This window comes from Nocardia sp. NPDC005746, from assembly GCF_040630785.1.
Lineage (GTDB): Bacteria > Actinomycetota > Actinomycetes > Mycobacteriales > Mycobacteriaceae > Nocardia.
Genome location: NZ_JBEXYE010000004.1, coordinates 419,327 through 441,163, shown reverse-complemented (window position 1 = coordinate 441,163; position 21,837 = coordinate 419,327). Strand labels below are relative to the sequence as shown.

25 protein-coding genes are annotated in these 21,837 nt (G+C 68.9%); 18 read left to right on the top strand and 7 right to left on the bottom strand.

The window, feature by feature from the left end; genetic code table 11:
- Positions 1-6: 6 nt before the first annotated feature.
- Entirely contained in the window at positions 7-534 is a 528-nt protein-coding gene (locus tag ABZ412_RS10880; RefSeq protein WP_357278968.1) for a phenolic acid decarboxylase, read from the bottom strand.
- Positions 535-882: 348 nt separating this feature from the next.
- Entirely contained in the window at positions 883-1,482 is a 600-nt protein-coding gene (locus ABZ412_RS10875) for a hypothetical protein (RefSeq protein WP_357278966.1), read from the bottom strand.
- A 203-nt stretch (positions 1,483-1,685) separates the two neighbouring features.
- Here ABZ412_RS10875 and ABZ412_RS10870 point away from each other — a divergent pair, with 203 nt between their 5' ends.
- Positions 1,686-2,105 carry a hypothetical protein gene (locus ABZ412_RS10870; RefSeq protein WP_357278964.1) on the top strand — a complete coding sequence of 140 codons (420 nt, stop codon included), beginning with the start codon at positions 1,686-1,688 and terminating at the stop codon, positions 2,103-2,105.
- Positions 2,106-2,348: 243 nt separating this feature from the next.
- Here the strand turns inward: ABZ412_RS10870 and ABZ412_RS10865 are convergent, their stop codons facing one another.
- On the bottom strand, positions 2,349-3,113 hold the full coding sequence (locus ABZ412_RS10865; RefSeq protein WP_357278962.1) for an IclR family transcriptional regulator: 765 nt from the start codon (positions 3,111-3,113) through the stop codon (positions 2,349-2,351).
- Positions 3,114-3,162: 49 nt separating this feature from the next.
- On the opposite strand from ABZ412_RS10865, the gene ABZ412_RS10860 reads away from it, so the two are divergent.
- The 12 genes from ABZ412_RS10860 to ABZ412_RS10805 all read left to right on the top strand — a co-directional run bounded on the left by ABZ412_RS10860 (position 3,163) and on the right by ABZ412_RS10805 (position 14,342).
- Entirely contained in the window at positions 3,163-3,402 is a 240-nt protein-coding gene (locus ABZ412_RS10860; RefSeq protein WP_213559929.1) for a thiamine-binding protein, read from the top strand.
- Complete coding sequence (locus ABZ412_RS10855; RefSeq protein WP_357278960.1) at positions 3,395-3,784, top strand: helix-turn-helix domain-containing protein; 390 nt, start codon at positions 3,395-3,397, stop codon at positions 3,782-3,784. Before ABZ412_RS10860 ends, ABZ412_RS10855 begins: the two co-directional genes overlap by 8 nt.
- 140 nt (positions 3,785-3,924) lie before the next feature.
- Positions 3,925-5,268: a nucleobase:cation symporter-2 family protein gene (locus ABZ412_RS10850; protein WP_357278958.1), complete on the top strand. Its 1,344-nt coding sequence runs from the start codon at positions 3,925-3,927 to the stop codon at positions 5,266-5,268.
- A gap of 127 nt (positions 5,269-5,395) precedes the next feature.
- Positions 5,396-5,893: a 2-oxo-4-hydroxy-4-carboxy-5-ureidoimidazoline decarboxylase gene (gene uraD / locus ABZ412_RS10845; RefSeq protein ID WP_357278955.1), complete on the top strand. Its 498-nt coding sequence runs from the start codon at positions 5,396-5,398 to the stop codon at positions 5,891-5,893.
- The gene (gene uraH / locus ABZ412_RS10840) at positions 5,890-6,225 is read left to right on the top strand and encodes a hydroxyisourate hydrolase (RefSeq protein ID WP_357278953.1); all 336 of its coding nucleotides are present in this window, start codon (positions 5,890-5,892) and stop codon (positions 6,223-6,225) included. The genes uraD and uraH overlap by 4 nt, the downstream gene beginning before the upstream one ends.
- A 6-nt stretch (positions 6,226-6,231) precedes the next feature.
- On the top strand, positions 6,232-7,137 hold the full coding sequence (pucL, locus tag ABZ412_RS10835) for a factor-independent urate hydroxylase (protein ID WP_357278950.1): 906 nt from the start codon (positions 6,232-6,234) through the stop codon (positions 7,135-7,137).
- Between the two features lie 46 nt (positions 7,138-7,183).
- On the top strand, positions 7,184-8,590 hold the full coding sequence (locus ABZ412_RS10830) for a nucleobase:cation symporter-2 family protein (protein WP_357278948.1): 1,407 nt from the start codon (positions 7,184-7,186) through the stop codon (positions 8,588-8,590).
- Positions 8,591-8,772: 182 nt separating this feature from the next.
- On the top strand, positions 8,773-9,594 hold the full coding sequence (locus ABZ412_RS10825) for a TIM barrel protein (RefSeq protein ID WP_357278945.1): 822 nt from the start codon (positions 8,773-8,775) through the stop codon (positions 9,592-9,594).
- A gap of 40 nt (positions 9,595-9,634) precedes the next feature.
- Positions 9,635-10,525: a 2-hydroxy-3-oxopropionate reductase gene (locus tag ABZ412_RS10820; RefSeq protein WP_357278943.1), complete on the top strand. Its 891-nt coding sequence runs from the start codon at positions 9,635-9,637 to the stop codon at positions 10,523-10,525.
- 2 nt (positions 10,526-10,527) lie between these two features.
- Entirely contained in the window at positions 10,528-12,306 is a 1,779-nt protein-coding gene (gcl, locus tag ABZ412_RS10815; protein WP_357278941.1) for a glyoxylate carboligase, read from the top strand.
- 9 nt (positions 12,307-12,315) lie between these two features.
- The gene (locus tag ABZ412_RS10810; protein WP_357278939.1) at positions 12,316-13,488 is read left to right on the top strand and encodes a glycerate kinase; all 1,173 of its coding nucleotides are present in this window, start codon (positions 12,316-12,318) and stop codon (positions 13,486-13,488) included.
- Complete coding sequence (locus tag ABZ412_RS10805) at positions 13,485-14,342, top strand: fumarylacetoacetate hydrolase family protein (RefSeq protein ID WP_357278937.1); 858 nt, start codon at positions 13,485-13,487, stop codon at positions 14,340-14,342. The genes ABZ412_RS10810 and ABZ412_RS10805 overlap by 4 nt, the downstream gene beginning before the upstream one ends.
- Before the next feature lie 127 nt (positions 14,343-14,469).
- Here the strand turns inward: ABZ412_RS10805 and ABZ412_RS10800 are convergent, their stop codons facing one another.
- The gene (locus ABZ412_RS10800) at positions 14,470-15,261 is read right to left on the bottom strand and encodes a VOC family protein (RefSeq protein WP_357278935.1); all 792 of its coding nucleotides are present in this window, start codon (positions 15,259-15,261) and stop codon (positions 14,470-14,472) included.
- Positions 15,262-15,380: 119 nt separating this feature from the next.
- On the opposite strand from ABZ412_RS10800, the gene ABZ412_RS10795 reads away from it, so the two are divergent.
- The 5 genes from ABZ412_RS10795 to ABZ412_RS10775 all read left to right on the top strand — a co-directional run bounded on the left by ABZ412_RS10795 (position 15,381) and on the right by ABZ412_RS10775 (position 19,212).
- A complete protein-coding gene (locus ABZ412_RS10795; RefSeq protein WP_357278932.1) occupies positions 15,381-15,776 on the top strand; it encodes an MFS transporter in 396 nt (131 codons plus the stop codon).
- 102 nt (positions 15,777-15,878) lie between these two features.
- Positions 15,879-16,568 (top strand): VC0807 family protein, encoded by a 690-nt coding sequence (locus ABZ412_RS10790; RefSeq protein ID WP_357278930.1) that lies wholly within the window; start codon positions 15,879-15,881, stop codon positions 16,566-16,568.
- Complete coding sequence (locus tag ABZ412_RS10785; protein WP_357278928.1) at positions 16,561-17,220, top strand: TMEM175 family protein; 660 nt, start codon at positions 16,561-16,563, stop codon at positions 17,218-17,220. The genes ABZ412_RS10790 and ABZ412_RS10785 overlap by 8 nt, the downstream gene beginning before the upstream one ends.
- A 37-nt stretch (positions 17,221-17,257) precedes the next feature.
- Positions 17,258-17,758 carry a VOC family protein gene (locus ABZ412_RS10780; RefSeq protein ID WP_357278925.1) on the top strand — a complete coding sequence of 167 codons (501 nt, stop codon included), beginning with the start codon at positions 17,258-17,260 and terminating at the stop codon, positions 17,756-17,758.
- Positions 17,755-19,212: an FAD-binding protein gene (locus ABZ412_RS10775; RefSeq protein WP_357278923.1), complete on the top strand. Its 1,458-nt coding sequence runs from the start codon at positions 17,755-17,757 to the stop codon at positions 19,210-19,212. Before ABZ412_RS10780 ends, ABZ412_RS10775 begins: the two co-directional genes overlap by 4 nt.
- Here ABZ412_RS10775 and ABZ412_RS10770 read toward each other — a convergent pair.
- From ABZ412_RS10770 to ABZ412_RS10760, 3 genes are all read right to left on the bottom strand, one after another.
- Positions 19,188-20,348, bottom strand: a complete 1,161-nt coding sequence (locus tag ABZ412_RS10770; protein ID WP_357278920.1) for a DUF4132 domain-containing protein — start codon at positions 20,346-20,348, stop codon at positions 19,188-19,190. The genes ABZ412_RS10775 and ABZ412_RS10770 overlap by 25 nt on opposite strands.
- Positions 20,349-20,475: 127 nt before the next feature.
- Positions 20,476-21,075: a TetR/AcrR family transcriptional regulator gene (locus ABZ412_RS10765; RefSeq protein ID WP_357278918.1), complete on the bottom strand. Its 600-nt coding sequence runs from the start codon at positions 21,073-21,075 to the stop codon at positions 20,476-20,478.
- 131 nt (positions 21,076-21,206) lie between these two features.
- Positions 21,207-21,827 carry a TetR/AcrR family transcriptional regulator gene (locus tag ABZ412_RS10760; protein WP_357278915.1) on the bottom strand — a complete coding sequence of 207 codons (621 nt, stop codon included), beginning with the start codon at positions 21,825-21,827 and terminating at the stop codon, positions 21,207-21,209.
- Between the last annotated feature and the right edge of the window lie 10 nt (positions 21,828-21,837).

The window sequence follows — 21,837 nt, the reverse complement described above, 5'->3', positions numbered from 1 at the left end:
CCGAAGTCAGTTGGCGCGGTCGGCGTAATCGCGGGGGAGTTTGCCCGGGGGACGGTCGATGACGGTGTCGTCGTCGGGGGTGCGGGCTTCCAGGAAGGTGATGTGGCCGGTGGCGGCGACCAGGGTCTGGGGGTAGGCGGGGCCGCGATTACGGGCGGCGGTGATCTCGGGGATGTTGTCCTCGTAGCGGCCCAGGGTGAATTCGGGGTAGTCGAGCATCCACTGCGGGTAGCAGATGGTGGTGTGGACGCGGCGTTCGGCGAGCCAGGCGATGACCACGGTGACCGTGCCGGTCGGTTCGACCCAGGCGAGTTTGAACAGGCCGTCGCCGAGTTGGACGATCTTCGCCGGTTGCGCGGTGGACCAGCGGCCGAACATGGGACCCATCAGGCACCGGAACGCGACGGTCTGGGGATTACGGACGTACAGCTCGTACTTCCAGCCGTTCTCGTACGTGTAGATCAGGTGCTGCCCGACGATGCCCGTCAGGTCACCGGCCCAGGCCGGTACGGTGGCGGCTTCCTCGGCGCTCATCGTGAACTCCTCTCGGCCGACCTGCGTCGAGCCCCGGGTGATCCCCGCCAGCCTATCCGCTGATCACACCGTTTCGAGGAAACCGAGTGGTGTTCCCGGTCGCGCGCTCAGTTGGCCGCCCACGGGCACCCGGACCGGCGGCAGCACACGCCGACCCCCGCGGGGGAAACGCGGCGCGCACAGCTCGACGAGGAGGTCTTCGGCTCGGTCCCCGCGCTCGCCGTGCTGGACGACCGGCAGCGGCGTGAGCTGTACGCGCTTCTGGAACTTGTAGCGTCTCAAGAGGATCCGGCTGTTCCGAGCTTCAGCCGGGCGGTGCCGCCGGAATCGGCGGCACCGCGGCCGCATTCAGCTCGCCGGTGCCGCCGGAGGTGCGGTGAGCAGGCCCTCCGCCGCTCCGACCGCGGCGCCGACCCCGGCGCCCAGCGCCGCGAACGGTGCGGCGACCATGGCGTAGCCGACCGCCGCGCCGAACACCGGAACGATCACCAGACCGATCGGTGCGAACGGCAAGCCGGCGACCAGACCCGCGACCACCCCGATGAGCGCGCCGGTCGCGGCGATCGGGCTCACGGCGGTGGCGCCGACGCTCGCGCCGATGAGGGAGTCGGTGATCACGGTCTTCGCCGTGTACGTGGCCCGGGCATGGTCGACCCCGACCGCTTCCAGGGCTTGCGCCAGCACCGATTCCGCGCTCGCCGAGGTGTCGTTGATCTGCTGGGTCTGCTCGGGCGTGAGGAAGAAGGGCTGGTCGAGCTTCATGGTGCCGATCCGGATCGACGAATCCGGGATGGGGGCAGCGGGTTGGACGGCCGGGGCCGGCTCTTCGGCGAGAGCGGGTGCGGTACTCAGCAGGGACAGGGACAGGGGAAGTGCTCCGGCGACGGCATAGGCGGCCGCGCGCCGAAATGCCGGACGAACCGGACTTTTGGCCTGATGAAGGCCCATAAGAAACCTCATTCCGATGCATCGATGTCTGTCGCATCAGGATTCGAAGCCGGAGCCGGTTCGGATATGTCTCTGTCCCAATTTGCTGAAGATATGCCAGCGGGCTTCGGGGTGAACCCGGCAATCCGGGAATGGGCATGGCAGAATCGAATTCGAATTTGCCTGGTCAGAACGTCGTCGATTACTGCGTAGGAGATTCGGATATGAAATTCGCTCGTCGGTTGGCTGTTGCTGGAACGGTGCTCGCCGCCTGTGGATTGGCGGCCACCGGGACGGCCGCGGCCGACACCGTCACCATTCCCTTCCAGATCGACGCCGCGCCTTACGGAAACCCGAACGGCAGTTTCGACGCCTTCCCCGCCCGCTGCGCGGCGGTGCTCGGCGGGCAGCCCGGGTCCGTGGTGGTCACCGGCGCCAAGTCCGGTGGCTGGGGCTGCTTCGTGTCCACGCCGGTCAACTGGATCAACCTGTCGACGGGGGCGACCGGGGTGGCGATGCTGTCCGACGGCCTGAACGGAATCCCCTCGGCCGCGACGATCGACACCGGCCCCGGCCGGGTGGCCCTGATGCTCGCGCCCGGCAGCACCTACACCCCCGGATTCGCGACATTCACCGTGCAATAACGCGCCCGCACCGAACCGGCTAGTACGGTCCTGAATTCGTTGGTCTGAATCACCTGCGTGACGAGCGAATGAGGATCCGTTGAGGGGGAAGATTGCCCGGCGCCTGCTGCGGGACGGATCGGCACTGGTCGCGGTCTGTGCGGCCGCCGGTCCGGCCCACGCGGATTCGGCGAATGCGGATGGGCCGCTGGATGGTTGCGCGCAGCTCGCACTGCCAGGGGTGGTTGGTCGGCGGCGTCGCGCCTACTGGAGATCGTCCGACAGGGCGGCGGCGACCTCCGCCAGCAGCGGCGCGGCGCGCTCGACGAGTTCTTCGGTCATTCGGCCGACCGGGCCCGATACCGAAATGGCGAGTCGGGCGGGGGCTTTCGGGACGGCGACCGCCACGCACCGCACTCCCAGTTCCTGCTCGCCTTCGTCCATGGCGTAGCCGGTTCGGGCGGCCTGGTCGAGCTGGCGGGCGAACTCCTCCGGGTCGGTGATGGTGGTGTCGGTGTAGCGGGGCATGCCGGTGCGCCGCAACAGCTCCCGGGTCAGGTCCGGCGGGGATCCGGCGAGGATCGCCTTGCCGACCGCGGTGCAGTGGGGGAGGACGCGGCGTCCCACCTCGGTGAACATGCGCATGGAGTGGCGCGACTGTACCTGCGCCACATAGACGATCTGGTCGCCGTCGAGCATGGCCATGTTCGCGGATTCCCCGAGTTCGTCGACCAGTCGCGCCAGGTGCGGGCGCGCGAGGACGGACAGCATCTGGGAGGAGCTCTCGCCGAGTTTGATCAGCTTGGGGCCGAGCACGTACTTGCGGGACGGCTCCTGGTGCAGATAGCCGAGGTCGACCAGGGTGCGGACCAGGCGGTGGATGGTGGGCAGTGGCAGCCCGGACTCGGTGGCCAGCTGGGACAGGCCCATCATGCCGCCCTCGTCGGCCATGAGTTCCAGCAGCCCGAACGCGCGCTCGATGGATTGCACACCCCCGGAACTGCCCTTCGGCTCCTTCGCTGCGGGCACCCCGGTCCTCCTTAGTTTTTCCGAATGCCGGAATAGTAGCCTGGGGCGCATGCGGCTACGCGCGGAGTTCACGACCGAACCGTTCCATGGGGAAGGGGAGGCGCCGCCGCATGCCCTGGCGGCGCTCGAGCTCGCCGAATCGGCCGGGCTGGAATGCGATTTCGGACCGCTCGGCACCTCGGTGGCCGGGTCGGACGAGCGGCTGCTGCCGGTGCTGGGCGAGATCATGGTGACCGCCTTCGCGCACGGCGCCACCCGGGTGACCATGCAGGTCGAGCAGGATGACTGAACATTCGCCCGTGGACGCGTCGCACCCGGTTCTGGTGACCCTCGCGCCCCTGCTGGAGAAGACCGGCGGCCGCCTGGTGTCCGCCGGTGAGGCCGCCGCCGACGACGTCCCGCTGGTCTGGGAGGGTGAGACGCTGGCCTGCGTGCGTTTCGGTCAGCCGGAGGCCGACACCCTGGGTGGCCTGGAACGGCTGCTCGACGAGGTGGCCGGCGAATTGGGCGGCCCGCTCGCCGAACTGCCGCGCGCCGAGAAGCAGCGTGCCGTGCGATTGCTGGAGGAGCGCGGTGCGTTCACCTTCCGCAAGTCCGCGGAGACCGTGGCGGCGGCGCTGGGCGTCACCCGCTTCACCGTCTACAACTACCTCAACCGCGAGCGCGCCTGATCGGTCCCGCGGCTCGGGCCATGGCGCTGACCGGGGAACTCTGTATATCTTCAACGAACTGTTGACGACCAGTGTGGCCCATGCCACTCTTCTCGGCTAGCGGAATGACCCTTCCGTGATCCGAGAGAGGCTGCGTTCCCATGGAAACAGAAGCGCCAGAACGACATCCGGTCGACGTCATCCCACCGCCCTGGCAGCTGGTCGCCGGCGGCCTGCAGCACATCGCGGCCATGGTCGCCGGAGTCGTGGCGCCCCCGCTGATCGTCGGCGCGGCCGTCGGGTTGGGCACGAGTGACACGGTCCTGCTCATCACCGCGAGCCTGTTCACCGCGGGCCTGGCCACCCTGCTGCAATCACTGGGCTGGTGGAAGTTCGGCGCGCGGCTGCCGCTGATCAATGGCGGCTCCTTCGCCGCGGTCGGCCCGATCCTGGCCATCGCCAAGGATGCCGCGCCGGGGGAGGCGCTGCCGGTGATCTTCGGCGCGACCCTGGTGGCGGGCATGCTGGCGGTGTTCGCCGCACCGTATTTCTCACGGCTGCACCGGTTCTTCCCGCCGATCGTGGGCGGCACCGTCATCTCGCTGATCGGTTTGTCGCTGCTGCCGGTCGCGCTCGGCTGGATCAGCGGTGCGGGGGAGGGCGCGATGGGGGAGGCGCACGTGCCGTTGAAGAACCTCCTCGACGCCGCGATCGCCCTGGTCGTCGTGCTGTTGTGTCATCGCTTCCTGAAGGGATTCGGGCGGCAGCTCGCCCTGTTGATCGGCCTGGTCGCCGGGTCTCTGGCGGGATGGCCACTGGGACTGCTGGATACGGGCCCGGTGCGCTCCAGCGCGCTGGTCGGCTTCATTCCGCCGCTGCACTTCGGCGTGCCCCAATTCCAGATCGGCGCGATCGTCTCGCTGTGCATCGTCATGCTGGTGGTGATGACGGAAAGTACGGCCACGATGCTCGCGCTCGGCGAGATCGTGGATCGGCCCGCGGAGGAGCATCACATAGCGGGCGGTCTGCGGGCCGCCGGTCTGGGCACCATGCTGGCCTCGGTCATGGGCGGATTCGCTTGTGGCGCCTTCGCGCAGAACGTCGGACTGGTCGCCCTGACCAGGATGTACAGTCGTTACGTGGTAGCCGCCGGCGGTGCGCTGCTGGTGCTGCTCGGGTTGTTCCCGGTGGCGAGCGCGGTGGTCGAGCTGGTGCCCGAACCGGCGCTGGGCGGGACGGGTCTGGTGTTGTTCGGGACCGTGGCCGCCAGTGGCATCCGCACCCTCGCCAAGGCCGATCTCGGCGACCCGATCAATTCGCTGATCGTGGGCGTCTCGTTGTTCGTCGGTATGACTCCGACGGTGGCTCCCTCGTTCTATGCCGGTCTGCCGGGCCCGGTGTCGATCATCATGGCGTCCGGAATCAGCGCGGGCTGCCTGACGGCCCTGGTGCTGCATCAGCTGTTCCGCTCGCGCACGACCCCCGCCCTGGCCCCCTCGGCCTGAGTCGAACCAGTGCTCTGACCTGCGGCCGGTGTATATATTCAACAAACTGTTGACGATTTGTTGTGGCCCGTGACACTCTTCTCGAGTGGCGGAATCACCCTTCCGTCATCCGAGAGAGGTAGCGCCGATGGTGACGTTGAGCGAATTCAATTCGACAGCCGGTGAACGACTCCGGCCGGATCTGCTGACCTGCTGCGACGTGCCCGAATGGGCCGACGCCCTGCTGGCGGACCGGCCCTACGCCGATATCGACGGCGTGCTCGCCCGAGCCGACGAACTGGCCACCGGACTGTCCGGCGCCGACGTGGACCGCGCCCTGGCCGCGCACCCCCGGATCGGCGAGCGGGTCAGCGGTACCGGCACCGGATCGGCGTGGTCGCGCCAGGAACAGGCCGGGGTCGGGCAGGACGTGGCCATCGCCGCCCAGCTGCTGGACGGAAACCGCGCCTACGAGAAGCGATTCGGCCGGGTCTTCCTGATCTGCGCCACCGGCCTGTCGGCCGAGCAGATCCTCGCGAACCTGCACGAGCGCCTCGCCAACGACGATGCCGCCGAGGCGGCCGTGGTGGCCGGAGAATTGCGCAAGATCGCCGTCCTGCGCCTGCGAAAGGTCTTCGAACAATGAGCACCATTACGACGCACATCCTGGATTCCGCGCTCGGCAAGCCCGCCGCGGGCGTCCCGGTCCGGCTGGAACACCTCGGCCCCGAGACCCGGGTGCTGGCCGAGGGCAAGACCGATGACGACGGCCGCATCCGCGACCTCGGCCCCGAGGGGCTGGAGGCGGGGCACTACCGGCTCACCTTCGACATCGAGTCCTATTCCGCCGCAACGCGACAGACCTACTTCTATCCCACGGTGTCGATCACGTTCACCGTGGCGGGCGAGCCGGGCGAGCACTACCACGTGCCCCTGCTGATGAGCCCCTTCGCCTATTCCACCTACCGAGGAAGCTGAACTCACATGGCAATCAAGCTGGGACAGAACCAGTACGGCAAGGCCGAGAACCGGGTCGTGCGGGTCTACCGCGACACCCCGCGCCACCAGATCCGCGACCTGAACGTCTCCTCGGCGCTGCGCGGCGACTTCGCCGACGCCCACATCACCGGCGACCAGGGCGACGTGCTGCCCACCGACACCCAGAAGAACACCGCCTTCTCCTTCGCCAAGGAGAAGGGTGTGCACTCGATCGAGGAATTCGGTCTGACCCTCGCCGACCACTTCATCTCCCGAGCCCCCACCGCCACCGGTGCGCGCGTCGAGATCGAGGAATACGCCTGGGACCGCATCGAGGTCGACGGCTCCGGCCACGACCACTCGTTCGTGAAGTCCGGTCAGGGCATCCGCACCACCGTGGTGAACGTCGACGGCGTCGGCCCGGATCGGGTGGCGCACGTGGTATCCGGCGTCCGCGACCTCACCCTGCTCAAGACCACGGGCTCGGAGTTCCACGGCTTCTTCAAGGACAAGTACACCACCCTGCAGCCGACCGACGACCGCATCATGGCGACCTCGCTGGTGGCCAAGTGGCGCTACAACCACACCGACGTCGACTGGGACAAGACCTACGACGCCATCCTCAAGACCATCCTGCGGCAGTTCGCCGTGGTGCACTCCCTCGCGCTGCAGCAGACCCTGTACTCCATGGGCCGCGCCGTGCTCGAGCAGTTCACCGAGGTCGCCGAGATTCGTTTCTCCGCACCGAACAAGCACCACTTCCTGGTGGACCTGAGCCCGTTCAATGTCGAGAACCCGGGTGAGGTCTTCATCGCCGCGGATCGCCCCTACGGCCTCATCGAGGCCACCGTCGAGCGCGACGACGCTCGTGAGCCGGGCAACGCCTGGCTCGCCACCCCCGGCTTTTGCTGACCAGGCAGAGCCTGATTCCCCTCTTCCTGATCTAGGAGGTGCGGCGATGGGTGATGACCAGAGCCGCGTGTCAGTGACCGTCACCCGACCCGAGGATGCGCGACATTCGGTGGGCCAGTTGGCGATCTACGGAACTCAGCACATCCTGACGATGTACGGCGGAGTGATCGCGCCGCCGCTGATCGTCGGCGGTGCGGCCGGGCTCTCGGTGTCGGACATGGCACTGCTGGTGACAGCGGGCCTGTTCGTCTCCGGCCTGGCGACTCTGCTCCAGACCCTGGGCGTCGGGCCGATCGGCTCCAGATTGCCCATCGTGCAGGGCATTTCGTTCGCGAGCGTCTCGACGATGGTGACCATCGCGAGCGACGGCGGACTCCGGCCGGTGTTCGGGGCGATCATCGTCGCCGGATTGATCGGCCTGGTGTTGTCCAGCTTCTTCGCCAAGCTGGTGCGCCTGTTCCCGGCCGTGGTGACCGGGACGATCATCACGGTGATCGGACTCTCGTTGCTGCCCACCGCGTTCCGGTGGGCGATGGGCAACAATCCGAAGGCCGCCGACTACGGATCGGTGGGCAATATCGGTTTCGCCGGGCTCACGCTGCTCATCATTCTGGTGATCAGCCGGGTGTTCCAGGGCGCGATCTCGCGGCTGTCGATCCTGCTGGGCCTGGCGGCCGGCACGGTCATCGCCCTGCTCACCCATCACGCCGACTTCGGCGCGGTGAGCAAGGCGAAAATCGTCGCGCTGCCGCCGATCCTGCACTTCGGCGGTCCGACCTTCGAGGTCGGGGCGATCGTGTCCATGACCATCGTGGTACTGGTGATCATGACCGAGACCACCGCCGACATCCTCGCCATCGGCGAGATCGTCGGCACCGAGGTGGATTCGGCGCGGGTGGCGGCCGGGCTGCGAGCCGACATGCTCTCCACCACGGTCGCGCCGGTGTTCGGCAGCTTCCCGTGCAGCGCCTTCGCGCAGAACGTGGGGCTGGTGGCGCTGACCGGCATCAAGAGCCGATTCGTGGTCGCCGCGGGCGGTTTGGTGCTGGTGCTGCTGGGCCTGTTCCCGGTGGTGGGCGCGGTGGTGGCCGGGATTCCGTATCCGGTGCTGGGCGGTGCGGGCATCGTGCTGTTCGGATCGGTGGCGGCGAGCGGCATCCGCACGCTGGCGCGGGTGGATTTCACCGACAACCTGAACATGGTGATCGTCGCGGTGGCGCTCGGGGTCGGCCTGATTCCCATTGCGGCGCCGACGTTCTGGGACAAGTTCCCGACCTGGCTCGGGGTGATCATGCACTCCGGGATCAGTGCCACCGCCGTGGTGGCGATCGTGTTGAACCTGGTGTTCAACGAGATCACGCGCGGAAACAAGGCGGGCGCTTCGGTATTCGCCGCGGTCGAGGATCGGAAGGACGATCTGGGCGAACGCCTGGACGACGATATCCGCGACTGAGTCGCGCGAGATCCGCACCTGATTCCGCAACTTCGTATATTTCCCGCTCTACCGGCCGGTAGCTCCCGGAACTCTCTTGACGGGCTTGTTCCGGGAGCTCTAGCATTTTCATATCCCGAAAAAACATTTCCGCATTATGGAAAACGGCGGAGAACCTGCGGGAACGACTGGAGGGATTCCTGATGACCCACACGCTGAACTACGCCGTGAACTGCTCGCTGCTGTTCACCGAACTGCCGATCCTGGAGCGCCCGGAAGCCGTGCGCCAGGCCGGATTCGACGCCATCGAGTTCTGGTGGCCCTTCGCCGAGGCCGTCCCGTCGGACCAGGATGTGGACGCCTTCGTCGCCGCCGTGCAGAACGCCGGCGTGCAGCTGATCGGCCTGAACTTCTTCGCCGGTGACATGCCCGGCGGCGACCGCGGCCTGGTGTCCTGGCCGGCTCGCGCCGCGGAGTTCAAGGACAACATCGACGTCACCGTGGGCATCGGAGAGCGTTTGGGCACCAAGGCTTTCAACGCCCTGTACGGCAACCGCGTCGACGACGCCACCGCCGAGCAGCAGGACGAGCTGGCGGTCGAGAACCTCTCCGCCGCGGCCCTGGCCGCCGCCCGCATCGGGGCCACCGTCCTCGTCGAGCCCGCCTCCGGCGCACCGCGTTACCCGCTGCTGACCGCCACCGACGGTCTCGCCGTCATCGACAAGGTGCAGGCACACTCCGGGGTCTCGAACATCGGCCTGCTCGCCGACCTCTACCACCTCGCCGTCAACGGCGACGACGTGGACAAGGTGATCGCCGAGCACACCGGCCGCATCGCCCACGTGCAGATCGCCGACAACCCCGGCCGCAACGAGCCCGGCACCGGCGAACTCCAGCTCGAACTCCAGCTCACCGACCTCGCCTCGCGCGGCTACCGCGGGTGGGTCGGCCTCGAGTACAAGCCCTCCGGCCGCTCCGAGGACGCCTTCGAATGGCTGCCGCGCGAGCGCCGCGCCGCCAAGTAGACCGAAAACTTTTGACAGACAACCACTCAGGGAACAGATCATGACCAACATCGCTTTCATCGGCCTCGGCATCATGGGCAGCCCGATGGCCGTCCACCTGCAGAACGCGGGCCACTCGGTCAAGGGCTTCGACCGCAACCCGGCCCAGGCGCAGCCGCTGGTCGACGCGGGCGGCCGGGCCGTCACCTCCATCGCCGACGCCGTGCGCGGCGCGGACGTCATCGCCGTGATGGTGCCGGACTCCCCGCACGTGCAGGAGGTATTGTCCGGGGAGAAGGGCGTTTTCGAGACCGCCGAGCCCGGCGCGCTGATCATCGACTTCTCGTCCATCCGCCCGGACGTCACCCAGGAGCTGGCCAAGCAGGCCGCCGACCGCGGCTTCCGGCTGCTCGACGCCCCCGTCTCCGGCGGTGAGCCGGGCGCGGTCAACGCCACCCTGTCCATCATGGTCGGCGGTTCGGCCGAGGACTTCGCTTCCGCCCAGCCGCTGTTCGACAAGGTCGGCAAGACCGTCGTGCACGTGGGCGCCAATGGCGCGGGCCAGACCGTGAAGGCCGCCAACCAGCTCATCGTGGCCACCAATATCCAGGCCGTGGCCGAGGCCGTGGTCTTCCTCGAGGCCTACGGCGTCGAGCTGGGCCCGGCACTCGACGTGCTCGGCGGCGGCCTGGCCGGTTCGGCCGTGCTGAACCAGAAGCGCGACAAGATGATCAACCGCGAATTCGCGCCCGGCTTCCGCATCGACCTGCACCACAAGGACATGGGCATCTTCACCACCGCCGCCCGCGAGGCCGGTCTGGTGACCCCGGCCGGCTCGCTGATCGCGCAGTTGGTCGCCTCGACCCGCGCCAACGGCGACGGCCACCTGGACCACTCTGCCCTGCTGCGCGGCGTCGAGCGCCTGAGCGGCACGCTGGACAAGGAGAACTGAGCATGGCGCGCATGCGCACCGTCGACGCGGCGGTCCTGATCCTGGAGAAGGAAGGGGCCACACAGGCTTTCGGCCTGCCCGGCGCCGCGATCAACCCCTTCTACAGCGCCATGAAGGCGCACGGCGGCATCAAGCACGTGCTGGCCCGCCACGTCGAGGCCGCCTCGCACATGGCCGAGGGCTACACCCGGGCCCGGCCCGGCAATATCGGTGTCTGCATCGGCACCTCGGGCCCCGCGGGCACCGACATGGTGACCGGCCTGTACGCCGCCTCCGCGGATTCCATTCCGATCCTGTGCATCACGGGCCAGGCGCCGGTGGCCAAGCTGCACAAGGAGGACTTCCAGGCCGTCGACATCGCCTCCATCGCCAAGCCGCTGGCCAAGTGGGCGCACACGGTGCTCGAGCCCGCGCAGGTGCCGGGCGCGTTCCAGAAGGCGTTCTGGCTCATGCGCGAAGGCCGTCCGGGCCCGGTGCTGCTGGACCTGCCGATCGACGTGCAGCTGGCCGAGATCGAGTTCGACATCGAGACCTACGAGCCGCTGCCGGTCGTGCGGCCCGCCGCCACCCCGGCGCAGGCCGCCAAGGTGCTGGCGATGCTCAACGCCGCGCAGCGTCCGCTGATCATCGCGGGCGGCGGCGTCATCAACGCCGACGCCTCCGAGCTGCTGGTGAAGTTCGCGGAGCTGACCGGTGTTCCGGTCGTCCCGACCCTGATGGGCTGGGGCGCCATCGCCGACGACCACGAGCTGAACGCCGGCATGGTGGGTCTGCAGACCTCCCACATCTACGGCAATGAGTCGCTGCTGGCCGCCGACTTCGTGCTGGGCATCGGCAACCGGTGGGCCAACCGCCACACCGGGGCGCTCGACGTCTACACCAAGGACCGCACCTTCGTGCACGTCGACATCGAGCCGACCCAGATCGGCCGGGTCTTCGCGCCCGACTACGGCGTCGTCTCCGATGCCGGCGCCGCGCTGGAGCAGTTCATCGCGGTCGCCGAATCCCTCGACAAAGTGGGCGGTCTGGCCGACCACCGCGAGTGGGTCGAGCAGGTGCGCGCCAAGCGCGCGACCGGTCAGCGCAAGACGCACTTCGAGAACGTGCCGCTGAAGCCGGCGCGCGTGTACGAAGAGATGAACAAGGCTTTCGGCCGGGAAACCCGCTACGTGACCACGATCGGTCTGTCGCAGATCCAGGCCTCGCAGATGCTGCACGTGTACCAGCCGCGGCACTGGATCAACGCCGGTCAGGCCGGGCCGCTGGGCTGGACGCTGCCCGCCGCGCTGGGTGTGGCCACCGCGGTGAAGGACGAGCCGGTCGTGGCGCTCTCGGGTGACTACGACTTCCAGTTCCTGATCGAGGAATTGGCCGTCGGCGCGCAGTTCAACATCCCGTACATCCATGTGCTGGTGAACAACTCGTACCTGGGCCTGATCCGTCAGGCGCAGCGGGCGTTCGACATGGACTACTACGTCCAGCTGGACTTCGAGAACATCAACTCGCCCGAAGTCAACGGCTACGGCGTGGACCACGTCAAGGTCGCGGAAGGGCTGGGCTGCAAGGCGATTCGCGTCTTCGAGCCGCAGGACATCGGGCCCGCGTTCGAGAAGGCCAAATCGCTGATGGCCGAGTACAAGGTGCCCGTCGTGGTCGAGTGCATTCTCGAGCGGGTCACCAATGTGTCCATGGGCGCGGCCGGGATCGACGCGATCACGGAGTTCGAGGAACTGGCCTCCGCCTTCGCGGACGCCCCGACCGCCACCGTTCCGCTGGACTAGAGGATTCCCATGGCTCGTGTGCTGATCGCTTCCGACAAGTTCAAGGGCTCGCTGACCGCGGCGCAGGTCGGGGCCGCCGTGCGAGCCGGAATCCGGCGCGGGCGACCCGACGCCGCGGTATCGGTGGTGCCCGTCGCCGACGGCGGTGACGGCACCGTCGCCGCCGCCCTCGCGGCCGGGTTCGACGCGGTCCCGCTGACCGCGTCGGGCCCGACCGGAGAACCGGTGCTGACGGCCTACGCCCGCCGCGGCGACCTCGCCGTCGTGGAAATGGCCGATGTGTCCGGACTGGTGCGGCTGCCCGAAGGGCGTCCGCACCCCATGACCGCCACCAGCCGGGGCACCGGTGAGGTGATGGCGGCGGCGGTGGCGGCCGGCTGCCGCCGCATCGTGCTCGGGATCGGCGGCAGCGCCGGAACCGACGGCGGCGCAGGACTGTTGGAGGCGCTCGGCGCCCTGCTGCTGGACGACGAGGGGCGACCCATCGGCGACGGCGGGGCGGCGCTCACCCGGGTGCACTCCATCGACCTGACCGCCCTGCGCGAGCGGATGGACGACGTCGAGGTCATCGTGGCCTGCGACGTCGACAATCCGCTCACCGGGCCCTCCGGGGCCGCCGCGGTCTACGGACCGCAGAAGGGCGCCGATCCGGCCCAGGTCGCCGAGTTGGACGCCGCGCTCGGGCAGTGGGCGCGGCGGCTGGCCGGCGAACTCGGGTCGGATCGGCGCGACGTGGCGGGGGCCGGCGCCGCGGGGGGCGTCGGATTCGCCGCGCTCGCGGTGCTGGGCGCGACCCTGCGGCCCGGCATCGAATTGATGCTGGAACTGGTCGGTTTCGGCGAACGGCTGGCCGGGGCGGACCTGGTCGTCACCGGTGAGGGCAAGCTCGACGAGCAGACCCTGCACGGCAAGGCGCCGGCCGGTGTCGCCGCGGCCGCGCGGGCGGCGGGCGTGCCCGTGGTCGCGGTGTGCGGCCGGAACACCTTGCCGCCGGAGCGTTTTCACGCGGCCGGTTTCGCGGCGGTGTATTCGCTGCTGGAGATCGAGCCCGATGAGCAGCGCTGCCTGAGCGCCGGGTTGATGTTGTTGCAGCAGTCGGGCGTTCGCATCGCGGACGAGTACCTGCCGGGCGGTCGCCGCGTGGCCGCCACGGTATCCGAGCAGTCCGGAGGCGACGCGTGAAACTCTTGCGAGTAGGGGCCAAGGGGTCCGAACGGCCCGCGGCCATCGACGATCACGGCGTGCTGCGCGACGTGTCCGCGGTGACCGCCGACGTCGACGGCGCGCTGCTGGGCGATCCGGTCGCGCTCGGCGCGATCCTCGGGGCGCTGGCTTCCGGCGCCCTGCCCGAGGTGGACCCCGCCGCCCGGATCGGGGCGCCGATCGCCCGGCCCGGCAAGGTGATCGGCGTCGGACTCAACTACACCGACCATGCCGCCGCCATCGGCGCGGCCATTCCGGAACGGCCCGTCGTCTTCCTCAAACCCGGAACCACGGTGAGCGGTCCCTACGACGCCATCGAACTGCCCCGCGACAGCGCCACCACCGACCACGAGGTGGAGCTGGGCGTGGTGATCGGCCGCCGCCTGCGCGACTGCCCCGACGCCGCCACCGCGCTGGGGGCGGTGGGCGGCTACGTCACCGCCAACGACGTCACCGAACGCGCCGGCATCGCGGGCGAACCGACCTGGGTGAAGGGCAAGTCCTTCGACACCTTCACACCCATCGGACCCTGGCTGGTCACGCCCGACGAGATCGCCGAACCGCAGGCGCTGAGCCTCCAGCTGTGGGTGAACGGGGAACAGCGGCAGGCGGGTTCGACCGGCGACATGGTGGCCGGGGTCGGCGAGGTGCTGCGCTACCTGAGCACGCTGATGACCCTGGAACCCGGCGATCTGGTGCTCACCGGCACGCCAGCGGGCGTCGCGGTCGGCCGCCCGGAGCCGAAACCCTATCTGCGCGACGGCGATGTCGTCGTCGTGGAGGTGGCGGGATTGGGCAGGCAGCAGACCCTCGCCACCGGGGTGCGCGGCTGAACCCGACGCGGTAACAGACTTCCCGCGACGACGCCGGACGCGCTGCTGGGGCGCGGAGCACGTCGCCACGGGATGATTCGAACGGCCCGGTCGCTGTGGAGACCGGGCCGTTCGTCCCCTTTCCGGGTCAGGACTTGTTGCCGCCCAGGCTGAATCGCACACCGGCCGGATCGGCCACCGCCGCCAGCCGGCCGTACGGGGTGTCCTCCGGCGGGCGCACCACGCTGCCGCCCAGCTCCTGAACCTTCCGCACCGACGCGTCCACATCCTCGACACCGAAGTAGACCGTCCAGTAGCCGGGCACGCTCGGCGGCAGGAAGCCCGAGGAATCCATCACGCCACCCAGCATCGGGCTCACGGAATGGATGGTGGTGTACCGGAATTCGGGGGTGTCGGCGATCGTGAACGGGTCCTGCCACCCAAACGCCTCGCGGTAGAACTTCAGCGCGTCGTCATAGCTGCGGGTGTGCAGTTCGAACCACGACGGCGCACCCACGTGCCCCTCCCAGTGCCCGTCGCCGACGGTGCCGCGCTGCTCGAAACCGGTCATGGTGCCCGGCTCCCACACGCCGATGCCGACGCCGCCGTTGTCGCCGAACACCCCGAACTTGCCGAGCTCGGACACCGGCATCACCGGCACCACCGTCATGCCGCCCGCCGCGGTCACCTTCTCGGCCGTCTTCTCGGCGTCGGTGCTGGCCAGGTACACCATCCACTGGCTGGGGCCGCCCGAGCCGTCGCCGGCCATCCCGCCCGCCACGGCCTTGCCGTCCTTGCGGAAGGTGATGTAGTCGCCGTGCTCCGGCGCGATCTCGGCCGTCCAGCCGAGCAATTCGCCGTAGAAGGCGATCGCGCCCTCGGGGTCGGTGGTGAAGATATCGGTCCAGATCGGATCGCCGGGCTGCGTGGGGTACGACATGGTCAACTCCTCGAATCGGTGTTCGCTCGGTATTTCGGCCGCTGCGAATGGAGACGACGTTCGGCACCGGAAATCATCGCCGCCGCTCCCGCGCGCGGCCGGGATGACGGGGAAACGGCGTGTCAGCCGGGACCTGGTATCTGGGCTCGGTGCTCGCCTACGGCTATCTGATGCTGACCTTCGGCGGCAACGGCAGCGGGCGCTGGCAGCTCGCCAGCGGGGCGGTGCTGTGCGCGTTCTTCTGCGGCGGGCCCAACGTGCTGGACTGGACGTATCCGAACGAGTTGTTCCCCACCCACATTCGCGCCACCGCCGTCGGATTCGCCACCTCCATCAGCCGGATCGGCGCGGCCCTGGGCACCTACCTGCTGCCGTGGTCGCTGGACCATCTCGGGATGGGGCCGATGTTCCTGTTCGCCGCGGTGGTCACCGCGGTCGGTTTCCTCATCTGCCTGTGGGGCGCACCCGAGACCAAGGGGCGCAACCTGGAATCGGCGGCCACGGTCGCGGCATGACAACTGTCACGGCCGGGAGGTGATGGTTGGCAGATTCGGCGCGGCGGCGGTCTCCGTAGCGTCATTCCTGTAGCGCAGAAACCGATTACAGGAGTTCGCATCATGGCTGACAACACGCTCGCCGCACCCGCGTCGCAGGCTCCGGAACGGCCGAATGTGCTGCGCATGCTCGCACCGACCGTGCGCGACATCCTGGTGCCGCTGGCCGTCTACTTCGCCCTGCACGCCGCCGGGTACTCCGATTTCGTGGCCCTGCTGGCGGGGGCGTTGTGCTCGGGGGCGGTGGTTCTGGTGGAGGCGATCAGGGCGCGGCGGGTCGATGCCCTGGCCGCCCTGATCCTGGCGGGGTTCGTCTTCGGCATCGCGAGCTCGCTGATCAGCGGGGATGTCCGGATGATCATCGTGCGGGACTCGATCACCACCGCGGTGATCGGCGTGGCCTTCGGCATCAGCGCCGTGGTGGGGAAGCCGCTGACCTACGTCGCTGCCCGCAAGGCGTTCGCGGGATCCCCGGCGAAACTGGCCGACATGGAGCACAAGTTCCGCACCAACCCGGTGGTGCGGCGGCTGCACAACCGGATCGCCGTGCTGTGGGGCGCGGGCTTGCTCGGCGAGTCCGTCCTGCGCGTGGTGCTCGCCTACCGGCTGCCCGTTCACACCATGGCCTGGCTGTCGAGCGCCCTCATGATCGGCACCACCGCGATCCTGATGTTGATCACGGTGCGAACCATCAAGCGGCTCAAGGCATCCGAATCGATCACCGAACCGGGTTACGCTGCGATGCATGAGTGAGGGATCGGTTCCGGAACGCACGCTCGCGGGAACCGCTCGGGTGGAAGCGTTCAGCGACGGGGTGATGGCGATTGCCATCACCCTGTTGATTTTGGAGATCCGGGTGCCCGAGCACGAGCCCGGGCGCTTGCTGCAGGCGCTCGGGCACATCTGGCCGTCGTATGTGGCGTATCTGGCGTCGTTCATGACGATCGGGGTGGTGTGGATGAACCACCACACCTTCTTCGGGCGGTTGCGGCGGATCGACCATGTGCTGCGGTGGTGGAATCTCCTATTACTGCTGGGGATTTCGCTGGTGCCGTTTCCGACCATGGTGGTGGCCGAGAACGTCGTGCACGGGACGCACCGGGACGCGGTGGTGGCGGTGGCCCTGTACGGCATCGTGGGGGTGCTGATGACCGTGCCGTGGGCTCCCATGTGGTGGCGGCTGGCGAAGCGGCCGGAGATGCTGAAGTCCGGGTTGGGGGCGGATTACGCGCGGCGGGAGAGCTGGCGGGCCTGGCCGGGGATTCTGGTCTACGCGGCGTGCATCGGGGTCGGATTCCTGTCGCCGATCGCGGCGCTGGTGCTGTATCTGCTGGTGGCGACCTTCTACGGGCTGAGCAACAAGGGGTGGACCGCTCCCTCGGAGGCCGATCCGGACGACGAGTAGCCCTTGCCAAATTAAGCGATTGTGATTAACTGCCGAGGTGGACAGCACGAGCGTGGCCGATGGGCCCGTCACCCAGATCGCGTGGGTGGTCGAGGACATCGAGGCCGGAGAACGGTTCCTGACGACGACCATGGGCGTGAAGGGCTGGATGCGGATGCCCGACGTGCACTTCGGACCCGAGACGTGCGTGTATCGCGGCGAGGCCGCGGACTTCACCGCGCACATCTCGCTGGGGTACAGCGGGGATATGCAGCTCGAACTCATCCAGCCGGTGACCGGGCGCTCCATCTACACCGAATTCCTCGAACGCGGGGGAGCGGGGCTGCACCACATCTGCCTGGAGCCCCAGGACTTCGACGCCGCGCTGAAAGACGCCGAGGCCCGGGGGATTCCGGTGGTACAACAGGGCGATGTGGGCGGGCAGATGCGGTTCGCCTACCTCGACGGCGCGGACTCGGGCGTGCCGTTCATCGAACTCGCGGAGATCGGGCCGAACATGCGGGCGTTCTTCGAGCAGATCAAGAAGGGTGCGCAGTGAGCACGCAGATTCCGGAAACCGTTGCGGCGGAGTCCGTTACCGACTGGTCCGACGAAGTCGACGTGGTGGTCGCCGGATTCGGCATCGCGGGTGGGTGCGCGGCGGTCGAGGCGGCCGCGCGCGGGGCCCGCGTGCTGGTGCTGGAACGCGCCGGGGTCGCGGGCGGGACCACGGCCCTGGCGGGCGGGCACTTCTACCTGGGCGGCGGCACCGCCGTGCAACAGGCGACCGGGCACGACGACTCCGTCGAGGAGATGTACAAGTACCTGCTGTCGGTGGCGCGTGATCCGGAACCGGAGAAGATCCGCGCCTACTGCGAGGGCAGTGTCGAGCACTTCGACTGGCTGGAGAGCCTCGGGTTCGAGTTCGAGCGCAGCTACTACCCGGAGAAGGCGGTCATCCAGCCCGGTACACAGGGGCTGATGTACACGGGCAACGAAAAGGTGTGGCCCTATCGGGAACAGGCCGTGCCCGCGCCCCGCGGGCACAAGGTTCCGGTGCCCGGCGACACCCAGGGCGCGGCCATGATCATCGACCTGCTGGTGAAGCGGGCCGCCACGCTCGGTGTCGAGGTGCGCTACGAGACCGGCGTGACCAACCTGATCACCGACGCGGACGGCGCGGTGGTCGGAGTGGAGTGGAAGAACCTCGGGAAAACCGGTGCGGTGAAGGCCAAGTCGGTGGTGCTGGCCGCCGGCGGCTTCGTCATGAACACCGATATGGTGGCCGAGCACGTGCCGTGGCTGACCGAGAAGCCGTTCGTGCTAGGGACGCCGTTCGACGACGGGCTGGGTATCCGGCTCGGGGTGTCGGCGGGCGGCGTGACCCGCATGATGGATCAGGCGTTCGTCACCGCGCCGGTGTATCCGCCGTCGAAGCTGCTGACCGGAATCGTGGTGAACCACAAGGGCGAACGGTTCGTTGCCGAGGACTCCTACCACGCGCGCACCTCCGCGTACGTGCTCGATCAGCCCGGTGCGGTCGCCTATCTGATCGTGGACTCCGAGCACATGGAACGGCCCATGTTCCCGCTCGCGCCGTTCATCGACGGCTGGGAGACCGTGGACGAGATGGCCGCCGCGCTCGGAATCCCCTCCGAGACACTGCGATCCACACTCGACCGGTACAACCAGAACGCGGCCCGCGGTGAGGACCCGGACTTCCACAAGGCCGCCGAATGGCTGCAACCGCAGGACCAGGGCCCGTGGGCGGCCTTCGACCTGACCCTCGGCAAGGCGCTCTACGCGGGCTTCACCCTCGGCGGGCTGCGCACCTCGGTCGACTCGGAGGTGCTGCGGGACAACGGATCACCCATCCCCGGTCTGTACGCGGCGGGCGCGACGGCCTCCACTCTGGCTCAGGACGGCAAGGGCTATTCCAGCGGTACCCAGCTCGGCGCGGGCTCGTTCTTCGGCCGCCGCGCCGGACGTCACGCCGCCAGCCGCTCCAGCTGACGGATCAGCTCCGAGGCGGTCACGGCGTCGAGTGAGTCGAACGTGCCGCCCCGGAGCTCCACCGAGAGCACCCGCTGCAGCTCGGGCTCGTCGCGGAAACCGCCTTCGAGCCCGGGATCCAGCGTGACGATCACCTCCCGGACCGGTCCGAACCGGCGACTGAGGACCTCCCGCGACACCTGCCAGCCCAGCTGTTGCAGACCGAACACCCGATCCGTGCGAATCGGCTGATCGCTGAAGCGGGACAGGCGATTCGACTCCGCGTCTTCGCTCGTGAGCAGGTTGACCGGTCGTTCCAGCTGCTCGAACGGCTGCCGTAACCGATTGTCGTCGAACAGGTCCCGCCAGGCCGCGAGCGTCTCACCGAGCTGGATCGGGTGAGCCACACCCACCAACGCTTGGCCCGCCAGTTCGACCGGCGCGCCCTCGAGATTGCGCAGCACGCGTTCCTCGTCCACCCGGAACGCCCCCGTCACCTCGCCGCGGGCATCGAAGACCGCCCACACCAGCAGCCGTGCGGCCTGCCCGAGCGCGGGATCCTCGAGCACCAATCGCCGATGCGCGGCGGCCCGCCACCGCCTGCCGTCCACCATGGCCGCCTCGAGCCGCCGAATCTGGTCGGTCGTCACCGACTTCGGCTCCAGCGCGACCCGTCCCGACTCCTCGGACGCGCTCCCCAGACGTTCCCGCACCCGGGCTCGCAGCGCCTCGGCAGCGGGCTCGACATCCTCCCCGGGCTCGATCACCCACAGCCACGCCGTCATTCGCCCCGCACGCGGATCGGGTTCCTCCACCCGCACCCCCACCCGGGCCTCCGCGACCTCGGTCGCGAACGCATGCCCGAATTCGACCATCCAGCTGTCGATGAACCGATCGATGAATTCCTGCTCCCGCCGCACCCCCGTGCGATAGGCCACCGCCGCGTACTGCGCGATGGCGAACGCCACCGCCGCCCCCACCGCGGTCCCCGCCCGCTCCGGCGCCGCCACGTATCCGGCTGCGGCATCGGCGAGTTGATCCAGCCCATCCACCCGCGCGGCCGTCAGCACCATCTCCACTGCCCGCCGATGCCGCCGCAACAGCTTGCGCACAGCCTCGGTCGCGTGCGGATCGGCCCACCGCTGCTCGTCGGTCATACCCGCGATCTTGCCGCCCGGTACCGACAGATCTCCGCGCCCGGCACCGAAAGATCCCGCGCTCGGCACCGACAGGCGTTGCCCGCGCCCCCGGGCGTCGGCGACCTCCCGTGGGGTCGCGCGGCGGCTAGTCCGCGTCGCGGGCGATCAGGGCGACCGTCATCGGGACCAGGACTTCCACCAGGGAGCGCACGGGCGGTCGCGGGTCCGACAGCAGCCACTCGTGGGCGAGGCCGTTGATCGCGCCGATGAGGGCGCTGGTGGCGAGTTCGGGGGCGCCGCGGAGGGAGGCGGAGTCACCGGCCAGGGGCTGCACGGCCAGGCGCAGGGTGTCGCCCCACAGGTGGCGGCGGGCGCGGCGATGCTGTTCCATGCGTTCGCTGACGCCGACGACCTCGACGAAGGCCACCTTGGCGCGGAACGGGTCGGTGCCGATGGAGTCGAGGAAGGCCGAGAGTGCCTGCGTCACGGTCTCGGTCGGGTCCGGGTCGGGACCCATGGAACTCAGCGCGGTGGCGAGGGCGGCGGCCGACTGGTCCTGGATCTGGTCGTAGGCCGCGACCAGCACGTCCTCGCGGGTCTGGAATTCCTCGTAGAACTGGCGTTTGGACAGTCCGGCCGCGGCGCACACATCGGCCAGCGAACAGTTGGCGTAGCCGCGCTCGCCGAAGATTCGGATGGCCGCGTCGAGGAAACGCTGCCGGCGCTCGGCTTTTCGTTCGGTCACGGCGCGTCCGCCGTACTGCCTGCCTTCGATCGTCACTGTCGTTTCTCGATCGTCACGCCTGAAAGGTTACGGGTGCGGAGGCCACCGATTTCGGGGGCGGCGGCGCGGTGCCGAGTTTTGTGAACCGAGCGTCAGCGTCGGGGACGCAAACCATTCAGCATGTGGGTGACCATCTCGTCGAAGAGTCCGTCCGCCTCCGCCGCGTCGACCAGCCCCGACCCGAGGATCGCGGCCAGCCCCTGCAGCGCCGCCACCGCGGACAGGCAGATCCGCCGTGGCTCGCCCGGCACCACCTCCCCGCTCGCCTGCGCGTCGGTGACCATCTCGATCGGCACGGTGAACGCGCGGGCGGCCGCCTCCTCGATGGCCGGGGTGGGACTGTTCTTGCGGGCGAACATGAGCGCCAGCAGTTCCGGATTGTCGATGGCGAACCGCAGATAGGTGTGGGCCATGGCGCGCAGGCGTTCCAGGAAGGTGCCCGCGGCCGCCGCCTTCTCGAATCCCGCGCCGAGCCGGTCGAATCCGGCTACGGTCAGCGCGTCCAGCAGCGCCTGCTTGTCGCGGAAGTGCCGGGCGGGCGCGGCGTGGCTGACCCCGGTGTCGCGGGCCAGCTGCCGCAGCGACAGGCGTTCGATTCCGCCGCCGCGCAGGGTCTCCTCGGCGCGGCGGAGGAGTTCGGCGCGCAGGTCCCCGTGGTGGTAGGAACGGGCGCGCTCGACCACCTCCCGGGCCTTGCGCTTGGTGATGCTCATGGTGAGAGCA